The organism is Terrabacter sp. R4-6, from assembly GCF_057529065.1.
Genome location: NZ_CP197224.1, coordinates 4,228,492 through 4,249,659 on the forward strand (window position 1 = coordinate 4,228,492; position 21,168 = coordinate 4,249,659).

Annotated in this window: 19 protein-coding genes; 18 read left to right on the plus strand and 1 reads right to left on the minus strand. The window is 71.9% G+C overall.

Annotation, left to right across the window (positions count from 1 at the left end; genetic code table 11):
* Window position 1 precedes the first annotated feature (1 nt).
* The 15 genes from ACSSS0_RS19555 to ACSSS0_RS19625 all read left to right on the plus strand — a co-directional run bounded on the left by ACSSS0_RS19555 (window position 2) and on the right by ACSSS0_RS19625 (window position 18,102).
* Window positions 2–2,329: a peptidoglycan D,D-transpeptidase FtsI family protein gene (locus tag ACSSS0_RS19555; RefSeq protein ID WP_487229298.1), complete on the plus strand. Its 2,328-nt coding sequence runs from the start codon at window positions 2–4 to the stop codon at window positions 2,327–2,329.
* 11 nt (window positions 2,330–2,340) lie between these two features.
* A complete protein-coding gene (locus ACSSS0_RS19560) occupies window positions 2,341–3,915 on the plus strand; it encodes a UDP-N-acetylmuramoyl-L-alanyl-D-glutamate--2,6-diaminopimelate ligase (RefSeq protein ID WP_487229299.1) in 1,575 nt (524 codons plus the stop codon).
* Window positions 3,912–5,333, plus strand: a complete 1,422-nt coding sequence (locus tag ACSSS0_RS19565; RefSeq protein ID WP_487229300.1) for a UDP-N-acetylmuramoyl-tripeptide--D-alanyl-D-alanine ligase — start codon at window positions 3,912–3,914, stop codon at window positions 5,331–5,333. The genes ACSSS0_RS19560 and ACSSS0_RS19565 overlap by 4 nt, the downstream gene beginning before the upstream one ends.
* Window positions 5,330–6,415, plus strand: a complete 1,086-nt coding sequence (mraY, locus tag ACSSS0_RS19570) for a phospho-N-acetylmuramoyl-pentapeptide-transferase (protein ID WP_435986337.1) — start codon at window positions 5,330–5,332, stop codon at window positions 6,413–6,415. The genes ACSSS0_RS19565 and mraY overlap by 4 nt, the downstream gene beginning before the upstream one ends.
* Complete coding sequence (murD, locus tag ACSSS0_RS19575; RefSeq protein ID WP_435986336.1) at window positions 6,412–7,902, plus strand: UDP-N-acetylmuramoyl-L-alanine--D-glutamate ligase; 1,491 nt, start codon at window positions 6,412–6,414, stop codon at window positions 7,900–7,902. The genes mraY and murD overlap by 4 nt, the downstream gene beginning before the upstream one ends.
* Entirely contained in the window at window positions 7,899–9,194 is a 1,296-nt protein-coding gene (gene ftsW, locus ACSSS0_RS19580; protein ID WP_487229301.1) for a putative lipid II flippase FtsW, read from the plus strand. The genes murD and ftsW overlap by 4 nt, the downstream gene beginning before the upstream one ends.
* Window positions 9,191–10,303 carry an undecaprenyldiphospho-muramoylpentapeptide beta-N-acetylglucosaminyltransferase gene (gene murG / locus ACSSS0_RS19585; RefSeq protein WP_487229302.1) on the plus strand — a complete coding sequence of 371 codons (1,113 nt, stop codon included), beginning with the start codon at window positions 9,191–9,193 and terminating at the stop codon, window positions 10,301–10,303. The genes ftsW and murG overlap by 4 nt, the downstream gene beginning before the upstream one ends.
* Window positions 10,300–11,775, plus strand: coding sequence for a UDP-N-acetylmuramate--L-alanine ligase (gene murC, locus ACSSS0_RS19590; RefSeq protein ID WP_487229303.1), 1,476 nt, complete (start codon window positions 10,300–10,302; stop codon window positions 11,773–11,775). The genes murG and murC overlap by 4 nt, the downstream gene beginning before the upstream one ends.
* Window positions 11,772–12,548 carry a cell division protein FtsQ/DivIB gene (locus ACSSS0_RS19595; protein ID WP_487229304.1) on the plus strand — a complete coding sequence of 259 codons (777 nt, stop codon included), beginning with the start codon at window positions 11,772–11,774 and terminating at the stop codon, window positions 12,546–12,548. The genes murC and ACSSS0_RS19595 overlap by 4 nt, the downstream gene beginning before the upstream one ends.
* Before the next feature lie 358 nt (window positions 12,549–12,906).
* Window positions 12,907–14,202, plus strand: coding sequence for a cell division protein FtsZ (gene ftsZ / locus ACSSS0_RS19600; RefSeq protein WP_487229305.1), 1,296 nt, complete (start codon window positions 12,907–12,909; stop codon window positions 14,200–14,202).
* Between the two features lie 145 nt (window positions 14,203–14,347).
* Window positions 14,348–15,094, plus strand: coding sequence for a peptidoglycan editing factor PgeF (pgeF, locus tag ACSSS0_RS19605; protein WP_487229306.1), 747 nt, complete (start codon window positions 14,348–14,350; stop codon window positions 15,092–15,094).
* Window positions 15,091–15,831 (plus strand): YggS family pyridoxal phosphate-dependent enzyme, encoded by a 741-nt coding sequence (locus tag ACSSS0_RS19610; RefSeq protein WP_487229307.1) that lies wholly within the window; start codon window positions 15,091–15,093, stop codon window positions 15,829–15,831. The genes pgeF and ACSSS0_RS19610 overlap by 4 nt, the downstream gene beginning before the upstream one ends.
* A gap of 40 nt (window positions 15,832–15,871) precedes the next feature.
* Complete coding sequence (locus ACSSS0_RS19615; protein WP_435986328.1) at window positions 15,872–16,354, plus strand: cell division protein SepF; 483 nt, start codon at window positions 15,872–15,874, stop codon at window positions 16,352–16,354.
* 100 nt (window positions 16,355–16,454) lie between these two features.
* Window positions 16,455–16,739, plus strand: a complete 285-nt coding sequence (locus ACSSS0_RS19620) for a YggT family protein (RefSeq protein WP_020144665.1) — start codon at window positions 16,455–16,457, stop codon at window positions 16,737–16,739.
* A 133-nt stretch (window positions 16,740–16,872) separates the two neighbouring features.
* Window positions 16,873–18,102: a DivIVA domain-containing protein gene (locus tag ACSSS0_RS19625; RefSeq protein WP_435986327.1), complete on the plus strand. Its 1,230-nt coding sequence runs from the start codon at window positions 16,873–16,875 to the stop codon at window positions 18,100–18,102.
* 130 nt (window positions 18,103–18,232) lie between these two features.
* On the opposite strand, the gene ACSSS0_RS19630 is transcribed toward ACSSS0_RS19625, so the two are convergent.
* Window positions 18,233–18,841 (minus strand): hypothetical protein, encoded by a 609-nt coding sequence (locus tag ACSSS0_RS19630; RefSeq protein WP_487229308.1) that lies wholly within the window; start codon window positions 18,839–18,841, stop codon window positions 18,233–18,235.
* Here ACSSS0_RS19630 and ACSSS0_RS19635 point away from each other — a divergent pair.
* The 3 genes from ACSSS0_RS19635 to ACSSS0_RS19645 are packed head-to-tail and all read left to right on the plus strand — an operon-like array spanning window position 18,825 to window position 21,053.
* Complete coding sequence (locus tag ACSSS0_RS19635; protein ID WP_487229309.1) at window positions 18,825–19,307, plus strand: TraR/DksA family transcriptional regulator; 483 nt, start codon at window positions 18,825–18,827, stop codon at window positions 19,305–19,307. The two genes, ACSSS0_RS19630 and ACSSS0_RS19635, sit on opposite strands and share 17 nt — an antisense overlap.
* A 44-nt stretch (window positions 19,308–19,351) precedes the next feature.
* On the plus strand, window positions 19,352–20,128 hold the full coding sequence (gene lspA, locus ACSSS0_RS19640; protein WP_487229310.1) for a signal peptidase II: 777 nt from the start codon (window positions 19,352–19,354) through the stop codon (window positions 20,126–20,128).
* A complete protein-coding gene (locus tag ACSSS0_RS19645) occupies window positions 20,121–21,053 on the plus strand; it encodes an RluA family pseudouridine synthase (protein WP_487229311.1) in 933 nt (310 codons plus the stop codon). Before lspA ends, ACSSS0_RS19645 begins: the two co-directional genes overlap by 8 nt.
* Window positions 21,054–21,168 lie beyond the last annotated feature (115 nt).

Sequence of the window (21,168 nt, forward strand, 5' to 3'; positions counted from 1 at the left end):
CGTGACGCAGAACCGAGCGACCGATCCACGACGGACCGGTCGCGGTCCTGCGCCCGCAGCGGACAACCGTCGCGCCTCCTCCGCGACGGGTACGACCCGCGTGGGCCAGGCGCGCACGAGCCAGGGTCGAGCCACCCCGACTCGGTCCGGTCAGCCGGCCGCCGTCCGGCAGGGCGCTCCCGCGCGTTCCACGGGTCAGAGGCCCAGCCCGAAGCCCGGCCAGAAGCCCAGCCCGAAGTCCGGCCAGAAGTCGGGCGCGGCCGCCGGCGCACGCGCGAGCTCGTCGGCGCGCGCGACCCCGGCGGGTCGGGGCGCCGCGCCGGCCCGCAGCCGCAGCGGCACGTCGGGCGGCAGCGCACGAGCCACCACGCGTACGAACGCTCCCCGGACCCAGGCGGCGCCGAGCCGCGATCGCGGGCCGGCCCAGCAGCGGGCCGCTGCGGCACGCGGACCACGAGGTCCACGAGGTCCGCGGGGTCCGCGCGGGCCCCGTCGCCCGCTCAAGATCTCGCGCGCCAACCCGCGTCGTCGGGCGCGCGTCATCTTCGTCGCCATCCTCTTCGTCTTCACGATCTTCGCCGGGCAGCTGCTGCGCATCCAGGCCTTCGACGCCTCGGCCACCCAGGAGGCCGCGCTCTTCAAGCGGTCGGTCAAGACGACGACGCCGGCCATGCGCGGCCAGATCCTCGACACGAACGGGCAGGTCCTCGCCGACTCGGTCGAGCGGTTCACCATCGCCGCCGACCCGAAGATCATCCCGGGCTACACCGTCAAGATCGACGGGGTGCGGCAGGAGGTCGGGGTCACCCGGGCCGCCGCCGACCTCGCGCCCCTGCTCGACATGACGCCGTCGGCGCTGACGAAGCTCTTCACGCGCTCCAACACGCGCTACGTCGTGGTGAAGAAGGAGGTCAACCCCGCGATCTACCGTGAGATCCGGGCGCTGGGCATCCCCGGCATCACCGGTGAGCGCACGGCCCAGAGGATCTACCCGACCTCCATGGCCCTGGGTCAGCTCGTCGGCTTCGTGCGCCCCTCGGACCAGAGCGGTGCCGGCGGCGTCGAGCAGATGCTCGACATGGCGCTCAAGGGCACCCCCGGCGTCAGCGTCGCCGAGCGGGCCCGCGACGGCTACATCATCCCCGGCTCGCAGCGCGTCGACACACCCGTCGCCAACGGGCGCGACGTCAAGCTGACGATCGACGCCGACCTCCAGTGGTACGCCCAGAACGCCCTCGCCAAGCAGGTGACCGGCGTGGGGGCCGAGTCCGGCACCGCTGTCGTCATCGAGGTGGCCACGGGCAAGGTGCGGGCCGCCGCGAGCTACCCGACGTTCGACCCCAACGACCTCGGCGACGCCACGAAGGCCTCGCTCGGCAACTACGCCTTCAACGACGCGTTCGAGCCCGGCTCGACCGGCAAGCTCATGACGATGGCGGCCGCCCTCGAGCAGGGCGTCATCACCCCCGACACCGGCGTCATCGTGCCGTCGCGCCTGCCTCGGGCCGGCACGTCGTTCAAGGACAACGAGCCGCACGGGGTCGAGAACATGACGGCCACCGGCGTGCTCGCCAAGTCGTCCAACATGGGGACCATGCTCATCGGCGAGCGGGTCTCGCCGGCCATCATGGAGGCGTACTACCGCAAGTTCGGCATCGGCTCCAAGACTCCCGTCGGCTTCCCCGGGGAGTCGGCGGGTCTGCTCGCCGGCGCCAAGGACTGGGTCTCGACGCGCCGCTACACCATCCTTTTCGGCCAGGGCTACGCCGTGACGGCGATCCAGCAGGCCGGCGTCTTCCAGACCATCGCCAACAAGGGTGTCCGCGTGCCGCCGTCGCTCGTCGAGGGCACCGTCAACGAGAGCGGCACCCTCATCCCGTCGACGCCGACGACGCCGAGCCGGGTCGTGACCGAGGACACCGCGGTGAAGCTGTCGCGGATGATGGAGGAGGTCACGGGCGAGAACGGCACCGCGAGCGCGGCCCGCATCAAGGGCTACCGCGTCGCCGGCAAGACCGGCACGGCCGACCGCTACGACGAGAAGCTGGGGCGCTACAACGGCTTCACCGCCTCGTTCATCGGTTTCGCCCCGGCCGAGGCGCCGAAGTACGTCGTCGCCGTCTTCATCCAGAAGCCCAGCGCCGGCATGTTCGGTGGCGCGCTCGCCGGACCCGTCTTCAACCAGGTGATGTCCTACCTGCTCGAGCGCACCGGCGCACCGCCCAGCCCCAAGTCGACCCTCGACTACCACGTCTGGGCCGACAAGCCCCTGTCGTCCGACGACCCCGAGGTCATCAGCAATGCGCGGGCGAAGCGGGATGGCCTGTAAGTTGGGATGACGTGTCACCTTCCCCCCTTCGACCCGCCACGTCGGGTGTGCACCTCCGCGACCTGACGACCCGGATCCGGGCCGAGGTGGCCTCCGAAGCCGGCGTCGACGCCGTCGTGACAGGGGTCACGCTCGACAGCCGAGCCGTGCTCCCGGGCGACCTGTATGCGGCCCTGCCCGGCTTCAACGTGCACGGCGCGCGCTTCGTCGCCGACGCCGTGGCCGCCGGAGCCGTCGCCGTCCTCACCGACACGGCCGGCCTCGCCGAGCTGGCCGACCTCCCGGTGCCCGTCATCGTGACGCAGGACCCTCGGGGCGTCCTCGGCGACGTCGCGGCGCAGGTCTACGGCCGGCCTTCGGAGTCGCTGACGATGCTCGGTGTCACGGGCACCAACGGCAAGACGACGACGGCCTACCTCGTCGAGTCGGCGCTGCGGGCGCACGGCCAGCGCACGGGGCTCATCGGCACCGTCGAGACGCGTATCGGTGACGAGCGCGTCGAGTCGGTGCGCACGACGCCCGAGGCGACCGACCTGCACGCCCTCCTGGGACTCATGGCCGAGCGGGGCATCGACGCCTGCATCATGGAGGTGTCGAGCCACGCCCTCGAGCTGCACCGGGTCGATGGCGTCGTCTACGACGTCGCACTCTTCACCAACCTCTCGCAGGACCACCTCGACTTCCACGCCTCGATGGACGACTACTTCGCGGCCAAGGCCTCCCTCTTCACGCCGCTGCGCTCCCGCGCCGCGGTCGTGTGCGTCGACGACGCCTGGGGCCGACGCCTCGCGACCGAGACCACCGTCCCGGTGACGACCCTCGCGACGACCACCGAGGGCGGCCGCGACGCCGACTGGGTCGCCGAGGAGGGCGACGGTGGCGCGTTCACCCTGCGGGAGCGGTCGTCGGGCCGTGCTCTGCGCCTCGTCTCGCACCTGCCCGGCCACTTCAACGTCGCCAACACCGCCCTCGCCGCGCTCGCGCTCCTGCGGATCGGCCTCTCGCCGACCGAGGTCGAGGCCGCCATGTCCGTGGCACCGGACGTCCCGGGCCGCATGGAGGTCGTGGCGGCCGGCGGCCCCGAGGGTCCGCGCTGCGTCGTCGACTTCGCCCACACTCCCGACGCCGTCGACGCGGCCCTCGCCGCGCTGCGTGCCTCGACCGAGGGACGGCTCATCGCCGTCCTCGGCGCGGGGGGCGACCGTGACCGTGGCAAGCGACCGGCGATGGGCGCTGCCGCAGCCCGCCGCGCCGACGTCGTCGTCGTCACGGACGACAACCCGCGCTCCGAGGACCCCGCCGAGATCCGTTCGGCCGTCATCGCCGGGGCTCGCGAGGAGGTCGGTGCCGGGTCGGCGCGGGCGTCCGAGATCATCGACGGCGGCGCGCGTTCCAGCGCGATCGCCGAGGCCATCGCGCTCGCGGTGGTCGACACGGGGGAGGACCGCCCTGTCGACACCGTCGTGGTGCTCGGCAAGGGACACGAGAAGGGTCAGGAGATCCACGGAGTGAAGCACCCGTTCGACGACCGCGACGCCGTGCGCGCCGCCCTCGCAGCCGTGACCTCGTCGGGGGTGACGTCGTGATCGCCTTGTCCCTCAGCGAGGTTCGCGATCTCACCGGCGGTTCCGTCCACGGCACCGACACGCCTGAGGCGGTCGTCGTCGACGGCCCGGTGAGCACCGACTCCCGCGAGTGCGGCCCGGGCAGCCTCTACGTCGCACGGCTCGGCGAGACCGCCGACGGCCACGACTTCGTCGCGGCCGCCGTCTCGGCCGGAGCCGTCGCCGCCCTCACCTCGCGTCCGGTCGAGGGCGTGCCGTGCGTCGTCGTCGACGACGTCCAGACGGCCTTCGGCCGGCTCGCCCGCGGCGTCGTCGACCGCGCGCCGGAGCTGCGGGTCGTGGGCGTCACCGGCTCGTCGGGCAAGACCAGCGTCAAGGACCTCCTCGCCTCCGTCCTGTCGTCGGTGGCCGAGACGGTCGCACCGGTCAACTCCCTCAACGGTGAGATCGGCGTGCCGCTCACGGTGTGCCGCGTCACCCCGTCCACCCGCTTCCTCGTCGCCGAGATGGGCGCCCGGGGCATCGGACACATCGACTACCTCACCCGCATCGCACCGCCCCAGGTCGCGATCGTGCTCAACGTCGGCACCGCGCACATCGGCGAGTTCGGGTCGCGCGAGAACATCGCCCGCGCCAAGGCCGAGCTGCCGAGGGCCGTCCCCGCCGAGGGGCTGTCGATCCTCAACGCGGACGACCCCGTCGTCGCCGCCATGGCCACCGGTCTCGCGTCGCGGGTCCAGCTCGTCGGGCTCTCGCCCGAGGCGGACGTCCGGGCAGAGGACGTCAGCCTCGACGAGCGCGGGAGGGCGGCATACACCCTCGTGTGCCCGCAGGGCTCGGCCCGGGTCTCCTTGCGCCAGAGCGGTGCCCACCACGTCGGCAACTCTCTCGCCGTTGCCGCCGCTGCGTTGGAGCTCGGGCTGTCGCTCGACCAGGTCGTGGCCGGGCTCGGCGCCGCCGAGGCCGTGAGCCGCTGGCGGATGGAGATCACCGACCGGCCCGACGGCGTGGTCGTCGTCAACGACGCCTACAACGCCAACCCCGACTCCATGCGGGCCGCGCTCGACGCCGTCGCCGCGATGCACGCGACGGGGGAGCGGTGGGCCGTCCTCGGCGGCATGCTCGAGCTCGGTCCCGACAGCGACGCCGATCACGCGGCCGTCGGCTCGTATGCCGTGTCGCGCGGTTTCGACCACGTCGTGGCCGTCGGCGAGGGCGCCCGCCCGCTCGCCGATGCCGTCCCGGGCTCGGAGTGGGTGCCCGACACCGACGCAGCGCACGACCTGCTCGCCGCCCGCGTGCGGGCCGGCGACGTCGTCCTGCTCAAGTCGAGCCGCGACAGCGGACTGCGCTGGCTCGGCGACCGCCTCGCCTCCGAGGGTGGCGCGCGCACCACCACACCCGTCCCCACGACCTCCGGAGAGGCGGTCTCGCGGTGAAGGGCGTCCTTCTCGCAGCATCGATCTCGCTGCTCATCTCGTTGTTCGGCACCCCGCTGTTCATCAAGTTCCTCGTCAAGCGCGGCTACGGCCAGTTCATCCGCGACGACGGCCCGACGTCGCACCACACGAAGCGCGGCACGCCGACCATGGGTGGTGCCGTCATCCTCGCGGCGACGCTCGGTGCCTACTTCCTGGCACACCTGCTGACGTTCAACCCGCCGACGGCCAGCGGCCTGCTCGTGCTCTTCCTCATGGCCGGGCTCGGCTTCGTCGGCTTCCTCGACGACTTCATCAAGATCACGAAGCAACGCAGCCTCGGCCTCCGGTCGAAGCAGAAGCTGCTGGGGCAGGCCCTCGTCGGCGTCACCTTCGCCGGGCTCGCGCTGCAGTTCCCCAACGAGCAGTACCGCACGCCTGCGTCCCTGCTCGTGTCGTTCGTCCGCGACACGAACATCAGCCTCGCGCTGGGTGGCAGCACCGTCGTCGGGGTCATCCTCTTCGTCATCTTCGCGAACGTCATGATCGCGGGCGCGTCCAACGGCGTGAACCTCACCGACGGCCTCGACGGCCTCGCGACGGGCGTCTCGACGATGGTCTTCGGCGCCTACGTCCTCATCAGCATCTGGACCTTCAACCAGAACTGCCAGACCAACCCGGGCATCAAGTGCTACGAGGTGCGCGACTCGCACGACCTCGCGCTCGTCGCCGCCGCGGGCATGGGCGCCTGCTTCGGGTTCCTCTGGTGGAACGCGACGCCCGCCAAGATCTTCATGGGCGACACGGGCTCCCTCGCCCTCGGTGGCGCGCTCGCCGGTCTCGCCATCACGACCCACACCGAGCTGCTCCTCATCATCCTCGGCGGCATGTTCGTCCTCGAGACGCTGTCGGTGGTCGCCCAGGTGGCGTCGTTCAAGACCACCGGTAAACGGGTGCTGAGGATGGCGCCGCTGCACCACCACTTCGAGATGGTCGGGTGGAACGAGGTGACGGTCGTGGTCCGCTTCTGGATCATCGCCGGGCTCTTCGTCGCCTTCGGCCTCGGCGTCTTCTACGCCGAGTGGGTGGTGGGGTCCCAGTGAGCTTCGACCCGCTCTACGAGCCCCGCGAGGGGCTGACCCACCGCGACGCCGACTGGTCGGGCATCAACGTCCTCGTCGTCGGTCTCGGGGTCTCCGGCTTCGCCGCGGCCGACGCCCTCGCCGACCGCGGCGCCCGCGTCACGGCGGTCTCCCGCGACGAGACCGAGGCGATCCGCGAGCGCGCGACGATCCTCGAGATCCTCGACGTCGACGTCCGCCTCGGCCCCGAGCACGTCGTCGAGCCGCCGGCAGGCACCGAGCTCGTCGTCACCTCGCCCGGGGTGCCCCCGCACGACCCGCTCATGCTCGCGGCGGCCACGGCCGGCATACCCGTGTGGGGGGAGGTCGAGCTCGCCTGGCGCATGCGCGCCCAGGAGGGCGCCGCCCCGTGGCTCACGGTCACCGGCACCAACGGCAAGACGACGACGGTCAACATGCTCGCCTCGATCCTCCGCGCGGCCGGCCTGCGCGCCACGTCCGCGGGCAACGTCGGCACCCCCCTGCTCGAGGCCGTGCTCCACCCCGAGCCCTACGACGTGCTGGCCGTCGAGCTCTCGAGCTTCCAGCTGCACTGGCAGCGGTCGGTCTCGGCCGTCGCGTCCGCCGTGCTCAACGTCGCGCCCGACCACATCGACTGGCACGGCAGCTACGCCGAGTACCTCCGGGCCAAGGGCAAGATCTACGAGAACACCCACCTCGCGTGCATCTACAACGTGGCCGACATCCAGACCGAGCAGCTCGTCATGGAGGCCAACGTCGTCGAGGGGTGCCGCGCCATCGGCTTCACGACGGGCATCCCGGCCCCGTCGATGGTCGGCGTCGTCGAGGACGTGCTCGCCGACCGCGCGTTCGTCGAGCAGCGCCAGCGCTCGGCGGCCGAGCTGTGCACGATCGCCGACCTGCGGGGTGACGCTCCCTCGGTGGCACCGCACTACGTCGCGAACGCCCTGGCGGCCGCCGCGCTGGCCCGGGCCTACGGCGTCGGACCCATCGCCGTGCGCGACGGTCTGCGGGCCTTCCGTCCCGACCGGCACCGCATCGCCGAGCTCGCGACCGTCAAGGGCGTCCGCTTCGTCAACGACTCCAAGGCCACCAACCCGCACGCCGCCGCCGCGGCGATCCGCTCGTTCGACTCCGTCGTCTGGGTGGCGGGCGGCCTGCTCAAGGGAGCCGACGTCGACAGCCTCGTCGAGGAGATGGCGTCCCGGCTTCGGGGCGTCGTGCTCATCGGTGCCGACCGCGACCAGATCGCCCAGGCCCTTTCCCGACACGCGCCGGATGTCCCGGTGGTCGACGTGTCCGACACCGACACTGGGGTCATGGACCGTGTCGTCAGGGAGGCTGCCCGCCTCGCCCAGCCGGGCGACGTCGTGCTGCTCGCGCCGGCCGCGGCGTCGATGGACATGTTCACCAACTACGGAGCCCGCGGCGACGCCTTCGAGGAGGCGGTCCGGCGGCACCTCGAGGCACACGGGGGGCTGGAGTGAGCGCGACCACCGCTGACGAGAAGTCGGGCGCCCCGGGCGCCAACGGCGCCGCTGTGGACACGGGCCACCGGTCGCTGCCCGTCATCGGCAAGCTCGAGTCGCCGCTGACGACGTACTACCTCATCCTCGGCGCCACGTCGACGCTCGTCGTCTTCGGGCTGATCATGGTCTTCTCGGCCTCGAGCGTCGAGCAGCTGCTCGCCGACGAGGCCTCCTACACCGTCTTCCTGCGCCAGCTGCTCTTCGCCGTCATCGGCGCCGCCGCGGCCGGAGCGGCGAGCCGGGTCGCGGTGGCCTCGTGGAAGCGCCTCGCCTTCCCGACGATGATCGTGTCGGTGCTGCTGCTCGCGGCCGTCATCCCGTTCGGCAAGACCGTCAACGGCAACCGCAACTGGCTCGCGATCGGGCCGATCCAGTTCCAGCCGGCCGAGTTCGCCAAGGTCGGTCTCGTGCTCGTCGGTGCCGTGATCTTCGCCAACAAGTCGTCGCGCATGGCGAGCATGCTCCACGTCGTGCTGCCCTACCTCGTGCCCATCGCCACGATCGTCATCGGGCTCATCCTCGCCGGGCACGACCTCGGCACGGCGATGGTCGTGCTCGTCATCGTCGCCGCGGTCCTGCTCGTGGCGGGCGCGCCGAAGCGCGTCTTCGCCATCGCGGGTGGCTTCGCCGCCCTCGGGGTCGTGGTCATGGTGACCGGCAGCAACAACCGCACGAGCCGCATCGCGAACTGGCTCAGCCCCTCGTGCAACGCCGACCCCGACGGCTGGTGCGGCCAGTCCGTCCACGGTCTCTACGCCCTCGCCGACGGCGGGTGGTGGGGCGTCGGCCTGGGCGCGTCCAAGGAGAAGTGGGAGTGGCTCTCCGAGGCCCACAACGACTTCATCTTCGCGATCATCGGCGAGGAGCTGGGGCTGCCGGGCACGCTCATGGTGCTGCTCCTCTTCGGCATCCTCGCGTGGGCCTGCTTCCGGCTCGTGAGCCGCACCCAGGACCGGTTCGTGCGCATCGCCGGCTTCGGCATCATGGCGTGGCTCCTCGGCCAGGCCATCATCAACATCGGGGCCGTCATCGGGCTCTTCCCCGTCATCGGGGTCCCGCTCCCGCTCGTCTCGGCCGGCGGGTCCTCCCTCGTGACGACCCTGCTCGCCCTCGGCATCCTGCTGTCCTTCGCGCGCAACGAGCCGGGCTGCAAGGCCCTGCTCGACGCGCGCCCGAGTCTCGTCCGTCGGTCGCTCGCGGTGCTCCCGTCCCGCGTGCGGTCCGTCCCGCAACGTCGCAGAAGCCGGTGATCCCCCTGTCCTCGCCCACCTCCGTCCTGCTCGCCGGGGGAGGCAGTGCCGGCCACGTGTCGCCGCTGCTGGCCCTCGCGGACGCGCTCCGTCGGCGCCACCCCGATCTGCAGGTCACGGCGCTCGGCACGCAGGAGGGGCTCGAGGCGCGCCTCGTCCCCGCGCGCGGCTACGACCTGCGGGTCGTGCCCAAGGTGCCGCTGCCGCGTCGCCCGAGCGTCGACCTGCTCCGCCTCCCCGGCCGGCTCAAGGCGGCTGTCGACGCCGCCGGTGCCGCCATCGACGAGACGGGCGCCGAGGTCGTCGTCGGCTTCGGCGGCTACGTCAGCACCCCGGCCTACCTCGCCGCGCGGCGCCGTCACGTCCCCATCGTCGTCCACGAGCAGAACGCCCGTGCGGGTCTGGCCAACCGTCTCGGCGCCCGCTGGGCGAGCGCCGTGGCGACGACCTTCTCGGTCACCTCGCTGCCGCACGCGCAGCGCATCGGCATGCCGCTGCGCCGAGAGGTCGCGACGCTCGACCGCGCTGCCGTCCGTGCCGAGGCCCTCGAGCACTTCGGGCTCCAGCCACAGTGGCCCACCGTCCTCGTCACCGGAGGATCCCTCGGCGCGCAGCGCCTCAACGACGCCTTCCGGGCGCGCGTGACCGAGCTGAGCAGCGCGGGAGTGCAGGTGCTGCACGTGACGGGCCTGGGCAAGGAGTTCGTCCCCGAGCCCACCTCCGGTGGTGCCCCCTACGTCGTGGTGCCGTACGCCGACCGGATGGAGCTGGCGTATGCCGCCGCCGACCTCGTCGTCGCACGCTCCGGTGCCAACACGGTGTGCGAGCTGACGGCCGTCGGCCTGCCGGCCGTCTACGTCCCGCTACCCGTCGGCAACGGCGAGCAGCGCGTCAACGCCGCCGACGTCGTCGCCGCCGGTGGCGGCCTGCTCGTCGACGACGCCGACCTGAGCCCGGCGTGGGTCGACGCGGTGCTGGTCGGGCTCGCGACCGACCGCCAGAGGGTGTCGCGGATGGCGGCGGCCGCCCGGACGCTGGGCGAACCCGCCGCCGACGAGAAGCTCGCCGACCTGGTCGACCAGGCCGCAGAAGGCAGGAACCGCACGTGACCCAGACCCCGCGCACCCCCACCGTCGACGACCCGTTCGCGGCGGCGCGCTTCGACTTCCGGGCTCCCGTGCCCGGTGCCGACGAGCTCGGTCGTGTGCACTTCCTCGCCATCGGCGGGGCCGGCATGTCGGGGGTCGCCCGCATCATGCTCGCGCGCGGCATCCGCGTCACGGGCAGCGACGCCAAGGACGTGCCCGTCCTCAAGGCTCTCGAGAGCGAGGGCGCCGGCGTCTGGGTGGGCTTCCACGAGGGGCACCAGGAGCGCGCGGACGCCATCGTCATGAGCTCCTCGATCCGTGACGACAACGTCGAGCTCGTCGCCGCCCGGGAGCGGGGCGTGCCCGTGCTGCACCGCGCCCAGGGGCTCGCTGCGCTCATGCAGGGTCGCCGACCGGTCGCCGTGGCCGGCGCCAACGGCAAGACGACGACGACCTCGATGCTGACGGTGGCGCTGCAGGGCTGCGGACTCGACCCGTCGTTCGCCGTCGGCGGTGAGCTGGCCAAGCACGGCACCAACGCCCACGACGGCTCCGACGACATCTTCGTCGTCGAGGCCGACGAGAGCGACGGCTCGTTCGTCGTCTACCGTCCCGAGGTCGCGATCGTCACGAACGTGCAGCCGGATCACCTCGACTTCTACTCGAACTTCAATGTTGTCCAGGCGGCCTACGACGCGTTCGTCGGCACGATCCGTCCCGGAGGCCTGCTCGTCACGTGCGACGACGACGCCGGGGCGGTGGCGCTCGCGGAGCGTGCCCGCGCGGCGGGGACGCGTGTCGTCACGTACGGCTTCGACCCGTCGTCCGACGTCGTCCTCGCCGACCACCAGCAGGACGGCGTCACGTCCTCCGTCACCCTCCTCGACGAGGGCACCGAGCGACGCATGACCCTCGGCGTGCCGGGGCGCCACAACGCCCTCAACGCGGCGGCCGCGTACGCCGCCGCCGTCCACGGCCTCGGTCAGGCACCGGAGCAGGTCCTGTCCGGGCTGGCGTCCTTCACGGGCACGCGTCGCCGTTTCGAGCCGAAGGGGGAGGCCGGAGGAGTCGTCGTCGTCGACGACTACGCCCACAACGCGGGCAAGGTCGCGGCGGTCGTCGAGACCGCCAAGGCCCTCGTCGGTGACAGCGGCCGGCTCGTCGTCGTGTTCCAGCCGCACCTCTACAGCCGCACGCGCGACTTCGCCGCCGAGCTCGGCGCCGGCCTGTCGCCGGCGGACGTCGTGGTGCTCATGGACGTCTACGCCGCACGCGAGGATCCCGTGCCCGGGGTCTCCGGCCGCCTCGTCGCCGATGCGGTGACCGCCGCCCGCCCCGAGGTCGAGGTCCACTACGTGCCCTCGTGGTCGGAGGTCGCCGGTCGGGTCGCCGCCCTCGCCCGTCCCGGGGACCTCGTGCTCACCGTGGGCGCGGGCGACGTCACCATGATCGGCCCGGAGGTGCTGCGGATCCTCGGGGGAGGGACGCCATGATGCTCGAGCACGGCACCGCCCGTCGTCGCGTCGCGGGCACCGGCCTCGCCTCGTCGCGCACGCGCTTCGAGCGACGCGCGGCAGCCGCCCGTCGACGGCCCCGCCTCGTCGCCGGGGTGCTCGCGGGCGTGGTGCTGCTCGCCGGCCTGCTCGTGTGGGTCGGCTGGTTCAGCAACGCGCTCACGGCGTCGCGGATCGAGGTCCACGGTGTGAGCGCGGCCGCCTCGGCACAGGTGCGCGCCGTCGCCCGGGTGCCGCTCGGCGGGCCCCTCATGCGCGTCGACACCGACGCCGTCACCCAGCGGCTGCTCGCCGGCAAGGCATGGAGCGCGGTCACGGTGGGCCGAGGGCTGCCCGACACCGTCGTCATCACCGTGACCCCCCGGGTCGCCGTGCTCGCGGTCCGCAACCCTCAGGGTGAGGTGGACGTCGTGGACCGCGACGGGGTCGCCTTCCGCACCGTCGACCGCGCCCCCGCCGGCGTGCCGCTCGTCAGCTCCGGGGCGTCGCAGGTCACGAAGGCCGGGGTCGAGGCGGCGCTGGCGGCGCTGGGGTCGCTCGACCCCACCCTGCGCGCCGAGGTCTCCGGAGTGTCGGTGTCGACGGCGGACCAGGTCTCCTTCACGGTCAAGGCCAAGGGCGAGAAGCGCAAGACGGTCGTCTGGGGTGGCGCCGATCACGGCAAGCGCAAGGCCGACCTCGTGAAGATCCTTCTGCCAGAACCGGGTTCGACGATCGACGTCAGCGTCCCGTCGTCGCCGGTGACCCGCTGACGCCCACGTGGTGCCGGCCGTCCGACGCGGGGACCCGGCCACGGGGCCGCAGTCCGGCCGTGGGAGGGTGATCCCGGCGGTCGGGACCCGAGTGTCCGGTGGTGCTGGTGTGGCCCTTGGGGCGCGGCCCTCGGAATTGGGGCAATCCCCGCGACGACACGCCGCGCCGTGGGTTGATCGACCCTGTGCCTCGTCATACCGTCAGGGCACTGGTTCGTGACCAAACTGTAACCTTTATGTCTACGTTTAAGGTTTGAGGGCTACAGGCTCGGAACGAGCCGCACCACCCACACCACGCACCGCCCGTCCCCCAGACCACCCGCAGCACCGGCACCACCAGTCAGGAAGGCCCACTCTCGTGGCAGCAGCACCGCAGAACTACTTGGCCGTCATCAAGGTCGTCGGCATCGGCGGCGGCGGCGTCAATGCCATCAATCGCATGATCGAGGTCGGCCTCAAGGGTGTCGAGTTCATCGCCATCAACACCGATGCCCAGGCGCTGCTCATGAGCGACGCCGACGTCAAGCTCGACGTCGGCCGCGAGCTGACGCGCGGACTCGGCGCCGGCGCCGACCCCGAGGTCGGCAAGAAGGCCGCCGAGGACCATGCCGAGGAGATCGAGGAGGTCCTCAAGGGGGCCGACATGGTCTTCGTCACCGCCGGTGAAGGCGGCGGCACGGGCACCGGCGGCGCTCCCGTCGTGGCCCGCATCGCCCGCGAGCTCGGTGCCCTGACGATCGGTGTCGTGACGCGCCCGTTCACCTTCGAGGGTCGCCGTCGCGCCAACCAGGCCGAGTCGGGCATCGGCAGCCTCCGCGAGGAGGTCGACACCCTGATCGTCATCCCCAACGACCGGCTGCTGTCGATCAGCGACCGCAACGTCTCGATGATGGACGCCTTCCGCTCGGCCGACCAGGTCCTGCTCTCCGGTGTCCAGGGCATCACCGACCTCATCACGACCCCCGGACTCATCAACCTCGACTTCGCCGACGTCAAGTCGGTCATGCAGGGTGCCGGCTCGGCCCTCATGGGCATCGGGTCCGCGCGCGGTGAGGACCGGGCCGTCCAGGCCGCCGAGCTGGCCATCAGCAGCCCGCTGCTCGAGGCGTCCATCGACGGTGCCCACGGCGTCCTGCTCTCGGTCCAGGGCGGCTCCGACCTCGGCCTCTTCGAGATCAACGAGGCCGCCCGCCTCGTCCAGGAGGCCGCGCACCCGGAGGCCAACATCATCTTCGGTGCGGTCATCGACGACGCGCTCGGCGACGAGGTCCGGGTCACGGTCATCGCTGCGGGCTTCGACAGCGGCGGCCCCAGCCAGCGGCACGACGACCGCGCCCTCGGACAGGTCATGGGCCGGTCGCAGCCGGCCCAGCAGCGTCCGGCCACGCCGGCCCCGCAGCAGTCGGCGCCGCAGCACTCCAACGGCGTGCCACAGGCCGCTCCGCAGCCGGCAGCGCCCCAGCAGGGCCAGCCGGCTCCGGTGCACCACCAGCAGCAGCCCGCCCAGCAGCTGCCGACCCAGCAGCCTGCGACCCCGGCGCAGCAGCCCCAGCACCACGCTCCGGCCCCCGCGGCCCAGCCGGCGCAGCAGCCGCCACGCCAGGTGACGTTCGACGAGGGCGACGACCTCGACGTGCCCGACTTCCTCAAGTAGGAGCGAGGGCGGCCCGAGGCCGAGATCCGCTTCGACGGGTGGGAGACGCGTTCAGCGTCTCCCACCCGTCGGCGTCCCGGCGCCGGACCCGCCACGGGGAGGTCCGTCGCAGGGCCCGGCGGGTCCGCGGGATAGGTTTGTCATCGTGTTCTACTGGCGCACCACCACCCCCAGCGACGGCGACGCCCGTGCGGTCGACCTCGCCTTCACGGGCCGGTCGGCCGGCCGGGGGAGCGGGCCGTATGCCGGCCTCAACCTCGGCGGGCACGTCGGCGACGACCCCGCTGACGTCGAGGGCAACCGCACCGCCGTCGCCCACGAGATCGACCTCCCGCGAGAGCGTCTCGTCCTCATGAACCAGGTGCACGGCGCCGACGTCGTGCAGGTCGAGGGGCCGTGGGTCGGTGAGCCGCCTGCCGTCGACGGAATCGTCACGCGCGCAACCGATCTCGCCCTCGGGGTGCTGGTCGCCGACTGTGTCCCCGTGCTGCTGCACGATGCCGACGCCGGCGTCGTGGGGGCGGTGCACGCCGGCCGCCCCGGGATGCTCGCGGGGATCGTCGGTCGGGCCGTCTCGGCGATGCGTGACCTCGGCGCGACGACTGTCTCGGCGACCGTGGGACCGTCCGTCTGCGGCCGCTGCTACGAGGTCCCCGCCGAGATGGCGCGCACCGCCGCCGAGACCTCGGCGGCGGCCGCTGCACGCTCCTGGACCGGCACGCCGGCCATCGACGTGGCAGCCGGAGTCGTCGAGCAGCTTGCTGCGGCCGACGTCGCGGTGCAATGGGTTCCGGGATGCACCCGCGAGACCGGTGACCTCTACTCCTACCGGCGCGACGGCCGCACCGGCCGCTTCGCCGGCATCGTCGCGCTGCGGCCGGTGGGTCCATGACCGGCGTGGTGTCGGGAGGTGACCCGGCCCGGCGGGAGCAGCTGCGCGACAGTCTCGCCGCCGTGCACGAGCGCATCGAGCGCGGTTGTGCCGAGGCCGGACGCGATCCCGGCGACGTCACCCTCGTCGTCGTCACGAAGTACTTCCCGGCCTCCGACGTGCTGCTGCTCCACGAGCTCGGCGTCCGGCACTTCGGCGAGAACCGCGACCAGGAGGCGGCCGAGAAGTTCCGCGAGGTCCGCCTCGCCCTCTCGGAGGCCGGCGCGCCGGGCCTGACCCTCCACTTCATCGGGCAGCTCCAGAGCAACAAGGCGGCGCACGTCGCGGGCTATGCCGACGTCGTCCAGTCGGTCGACCGCCCGAAGCTCGTCGGCGCGCTCGCCAAGGGCGCCCACGCCGCGGACCGGACCGTCCAGGTGCTGCTGCAGGTGAGCCTCGACGGCGACACCTCGCGCGGCGGCGTCCTGCCCGCCGACGCGGAGGCCCTCGCGGATGCCGTTGCGGCACAACAGCTCCTGCAGCTGCGCGGCGTCATGGCCGTCGCGCCCCTGGGTGCCGACCCCGACGCGGCGTTCGCGCGCCTCCGGGAGGTGGCGGACGGCATACGTGCTCGGCACCCCGGTGCCGACTGGATCTCCGCCGGCATGAGCGGCGACCTCGAGGCGGGGCTGCGCCACGGAGCGACACTCCTGCGTGTCGGCACGGCAATCCTCGGTTCACGCCCGTCACTTCTGTAACGTCGTCAACGATCACAATCCGACGTTTTGGGAGTTGGCCATGGCAGGGGCACTGCGCAAGACGATGGTGTACCTCGGACTGAGCGAGGAGGACCAGCGTCACGACCGTTACGACGACTACGACGCGTACGACGAGTCCGACCGCTACGACGACGAGACCGAGCACACCGCTGCCGTGACGCAGCTGCCCACGAAGCGGCCGGTCGCCGCCGTCGTGCGCGACGTCGAGGTCGGTTCGCTCAACCGCATCACGACGATCCACCCCCGCACGTACAACGAGGCCAAGAACATCGGCGAGTGGTTCCGCGACCAGGTGCCGGTCATCATGAACCTCAGCGACATGGACGACGCCGACGCCAAGCGTCTCGTCGACTTCGCGGCCGGCCTCGTCTTCGGCCTCCACGGGACGATCGAGCGGGTCACCTCCAAGGTGTTCCTCCTCTCGCCCGCCCACGTCGAGATCTCCGCCGACGAGCCCGAGGCGCCGGCCGCCTCGACGCGCGGTTTCTTCAACCAGAGCTGAGCCCGACCGTCCACCGCCGTGAGCGCGAACCGGGGTCACAGGACCATCGACCTGGGCCCCGGTTCACACTCCTGCCCCGACATCAGGGACACTGACCGACATGGACGCGTTCTGGACGATCTACGGGGTGGTGGTCTTCACCTTCTTCATCGCCCTCATCGGCCGCTTCGTCATCGACTGGGTGCAGGTGCTGGCCCGGTCGTGGCGACCCACGGGGGTCGTCCTGGTCCTCGCCGAGGCCGTCTACACCGTGACCGACCCGCCCCTGCGCGCCCTGCGCAAGGTCATCCCGTCACCGAGCCTCGGTGGCGTACGACTCGACCTCAGCTTCCTCGTCCTGATGTTGCTGACCTCTCTCGCTCTCAACGTGCCGAGCTTCTTCTGACCGACCGGCGGTCACCCGTCCCGCAGCACGGACCGCGGGTGTCCACACGCCGACCGGTGAGCATGGCTTTGGTTCGTGACCGGAACGTTAGATACCGTTGACCCGAACCATTACGTCTGTATCGAGGTGACACATGGCGCTTACGCCTGAACAGGTGCTCAACAAGCACTTCCAGACCACGCAGTTCCGTCGTGGCTACGAGGAGCGGGACGTTGACGACTTCCTGGACGAGATCGTGGCGGAGATGCGTTCGCTCATCGAGCAGCGTGACGACTACCTGAAGCAGCTCAACGACTGCCGCGCGAGCAAGAACCAGTCGGCCGTGCGAGCCGACGGCGCGACCGCGGCGATGCCGGCCGTCGGCCGGCCCGGTGACGACGCCAAGCTCGGCGGCCTCACCGCGAAGATCCAGGACGCGGAGCGTGCCTTCAAGGCCGCCACCGACCGCGCGGCCAAGGCCAAGGCCGACGCCGAGAACGCCGAGCGCGTCGCCAAGGAGCGCATCGACCGTGCGAAGGCCGAGGCCGACCGCGCCGAGGCAGCCGCCAAGTCCGCCGTCGACTCGCAGGCGCTCAACGACGCACAGGCCAAGCTCAACGGCCTCAACTCCCAGGTCGCCGACGCCGAGGGCAAGCTCACCAAGGCCCAGGAGAACGCCCGCGCCGCCGAGGAGCGGGCCGCCAAGGCCCAGGCCGACGCCGAGGCAGCCGCCGCCACCGCGGCCCGCCTGCGCGAGGAGGCCGCCAAGGCGCCGGCGGCCGCCCCTGCTGCCGCCGCTGCCGCTGCCGCACCGGCTGCTGCCGCCGCGACCGGCAACGTCGACGCCGCGGGCGTCATCGCGCTCGCCCAGCGCCTCCACGACGAGCACGTGGCCGCCGGCGAGACCCGCCGCGACGAGCTCATCTCCGAGGCCGAGAACCGTCACCGTGAGCTGCTCGCCGCGGCCCAGGCCCGCCACGACGACCTCATCAACACCGGGCAGAGCCGTCACGACAAGGCCACTCAGGAAGCCGAGCAGATCTCCGCCGCAGCCGCGTCCCAGCGTGACCAGATGATCGCCGAGGCCACCTCGCAGCGCGACCAGATGATCGCCGAGGCGACGTCCAAGCGCGACGAGATGCTCACCGAGGCACGCGAGCGCGCCACCGGCATGGTCGCCGAGGCACAGCAGAAGAAGGCGGCCCTGCTCGAGGAGCTCGACAAGCAGAAGGGCCTGCTCGACCGCAAGATCGCCGAGCTGCGTGGCTTCGAGAAGAACTACCGCAGCAACCTCAAGTCCTACATCGAGGGCCAGCTGCACGACCTCGACTCGAGCGTCCAGGAGCCGGCGCACGCCGGTGCCGGAGACGGCAACCAGGGCTGAGTCCCACCTCGAACAGACGCACGCAGGCCGTCCGGGCATCGTCCCGGGCGGCCTGAGGTGTATCCGAAGAGCGAACACTTCGCCCGCATAAGCGTTTCGCGTTTGTGCACGACCCGTGCGGGGCTTATTGTCAGCCCCACTTGTCAGCGTCGACGGATTGAGCGACGGAGGGTCTGATGGCGGCGAAGAAGACGGCAGCGGCGACGACCGCGGCCAAGCGGTCCACCGCGAGCAGGACGACGGGCGCAGCCGGGAAGGCGGCGCCTGCGGCGAAGACTGCGAAGAAGTCCGCGACGAAGACCGCGCCGGCCAAGAAGTCGGCGACGAAGGCCGCGCCGGTCAAGAAGGCCGCGACGAAGGCCGCGCCGGTCAAGAAGACGGCGACGAAGGCCGCGCCGGTCAAGAAGTCCGCGACGAAGGCCGCGCCGGTCAAGAAGACGGCGACGAAGGCCGCGCCGGTCAAGAAGACGGCGACGAAGGCCGCGCCGGCCAGGAAGACCGCGACGAAGGCCGCGCCGGCCAGGAAGACCGCGACGAAGGCCGCGCCGGCCAAGAAGACCGCGACCAAGACCGCGCCTGTCAAGAAGTCCGCTCCGGCGGCTGGAAGCACCACCAGGTCCACGGCGGCGAAGAAGCCGTCCGCCACGACGTCCACCCGAGCCGGTGCCGCGAGCGCGAAGTCCGCCGCCAAGGCCCCGGCGACCCGAACCAAGAAGGCATCCGTGACGACGAGCTCCACTGCAGGACCCCGCACGGCCACCAAGAAGGCCGCGAGCACCACGACGAACCGGACTAGCGCCCGCAAGATCGCCGAGCAGCTGCGGGTCAAGGACGACGAGAGCCCCTGGAGCGAGGACGAGATCAGCGAGGTGCGCGGTGTCCTCCTCGAGGAGATCGAGCAGCACCGCGTCGAGCTCAAGCTCGCCGAGGACGAGCTCGACGACCTGCTGCGCGCCTCGGGCGACGGGTCGGGTGACGACCAGGCGGACGCCGGTGCCAAGACGGCAGAGCGCGAGCACGAGATCTCGGTCGCCGCCAACGCTCGCGCGAGCCTGCGCCAGGCCGAGCACGCGCTCGAGCAGCTCGAGGCCGGCACCTACGGCATCTGCGAGAACTGTGGCAACCCGATCGGCAAGCTTCGACTTCAGGCCCGTCCTCGTGCGACCCTGTGCATGACATGCCAGGAGAAGCAAGACCGCCACTGACGTCCACGCACGCCACGTCGACCCCCCGCGCGGGGGTCGACGGCGTGTCCACCACTACCTCGACCGAGATCGTGAGCTCGACGCCCGCCGACGACAGCCGTCCCACGCCTGACCGGCGCAGGCGACTGTTCGTCGTCCTCGGCGTCGTCGCCGTCCTCGCCCTCGTCACCGACCAGTTGACGAAGATGGTCGCCCTCGACGTGCTCGCCGACGGCGAGTCCCGTCCCTTCGTCGGAGACTTCATCCGGCTCAAGCTCATCGGCAACCCCGGAGCGGCCCTCTCGCTCGGGGCGGGCAACACCTGGGTCATGACGGGCATCGCCCTCGCGGTGCTCGTCGCGATCATCGTCGTCGCTCGCCAGCTCGGGTCGCTGGCCTGGGCCGTCGCGCTCGGCCTGCTGCTCGGCGCCGCGGTCGGCAACCTCACGGATCGTTTCGTCCGCCCGCCGGGTGGCGGCCAGGGCCACGTCGTGGACTTCATCGACTACAACCGATGGTTCATCGGCAACGTCGCCGACATCTGGATCGTCTCGGCGGCCTGCCTCGTCGTCCTCCTGGCGCTGCTCGGCATCGGCGTCGACGGCCGGCGCGATCACGGTCGCGCCGCCACCGCGACAGCGACCGAGCCTCAGTCCGGCGAGACCACGACCGGCGAGACCACGACCGGCGAGGCCTCCGGACAGACCATCGACGACACCACCGCCCGCACCACCGGCGCGACCACCACGAACGGCGAGACCGACATGACGCAGCAGGCCGGTTTGACGCCCGACGCGCCCGAGACGCACGAGGCGCGGCGCCACGGGGGCGACCATGCCTGACGTGCGCACCGTGCTCGTGCCGGACGGCCTCGAGGGCGAGCGCGTCGACGCCGGTGTGGCGCGGCTCTTCGGTGTCTCGCGCACCAAGGCCGCCGACCTCGCCGCCGACGGCCACGTCGTCATCGACGGCAAGGCGGTCGCGAAGTCAGAGCGGCTCTCGGCCGGCTCGATGCTCGAGGTGTCGCTGCCGCGCGCCGAGGACCGCCCGGGCCTGCAGGTCGTCGCCCAGCCGGTCCCGGGCATGTCGATCGTCCACGACGACGACGACATCGTCGTCGTCGACAAGCCGGTGGGGGTCGCCGCGCACCCGAGCGTCGGCTGGAGCGGTCCCGACGTGGTGTCCGGGCTCGCCGCGGCGGGCTACCGCATCTCCACCTCGGGAGCCCCGGAGCGCCAGGGCATCGTCAGCCGTCTCGACGTCGGCACGTCGGGTCTCATGGTCGTCGCCAAGAGCGAAGCCGCCTACTCGCGGCTCAAGCAGGCCTTCCGGAGCCGGACGGTCGACAAGACGTACCACGCCCTCGTCCAGGGCCTGCCCGACCCGGTCGTCGGCACCGTCGACGCCCCGATCGGCCGGCACCCCGGTCACGACTACAAGTTCGCCGTGATGAAGAGCGGCAAGCCGTCGGTGACCCACTACGAGGTGATCGAGGCGTTCCGCTACGCGAGCCTGCTCGACATCCACCTCGAGACGGGGCGCACCCACCAGATCCGCGTCCACTTCGCGGCCTTGCACCACCCCTGCTGCGGCGACCCGACCTACGGCGCCGACCCGACGCTCGCGGCGCGGCTCAAGCTCGACCGCCAGTGGCTGCACGCCGTGGGCCTCGGCTTCGAGCACCCGGGCACGGGGGAGTACGTCCACTTCGAGAGCACCTACCCGGACGACCTCCAGCGCGCCCTCGACATCATCGGGACCCTCTGAGAGCTTGACCTTCGACCTCACCGTCAAGGCTGATGGCGTATGCCGTCGGGTCGGCACGGTGGGGTCGTCGGCGTCTCGGCCCACCGGGCCCACGACACCCGGTCCCGACACGCCG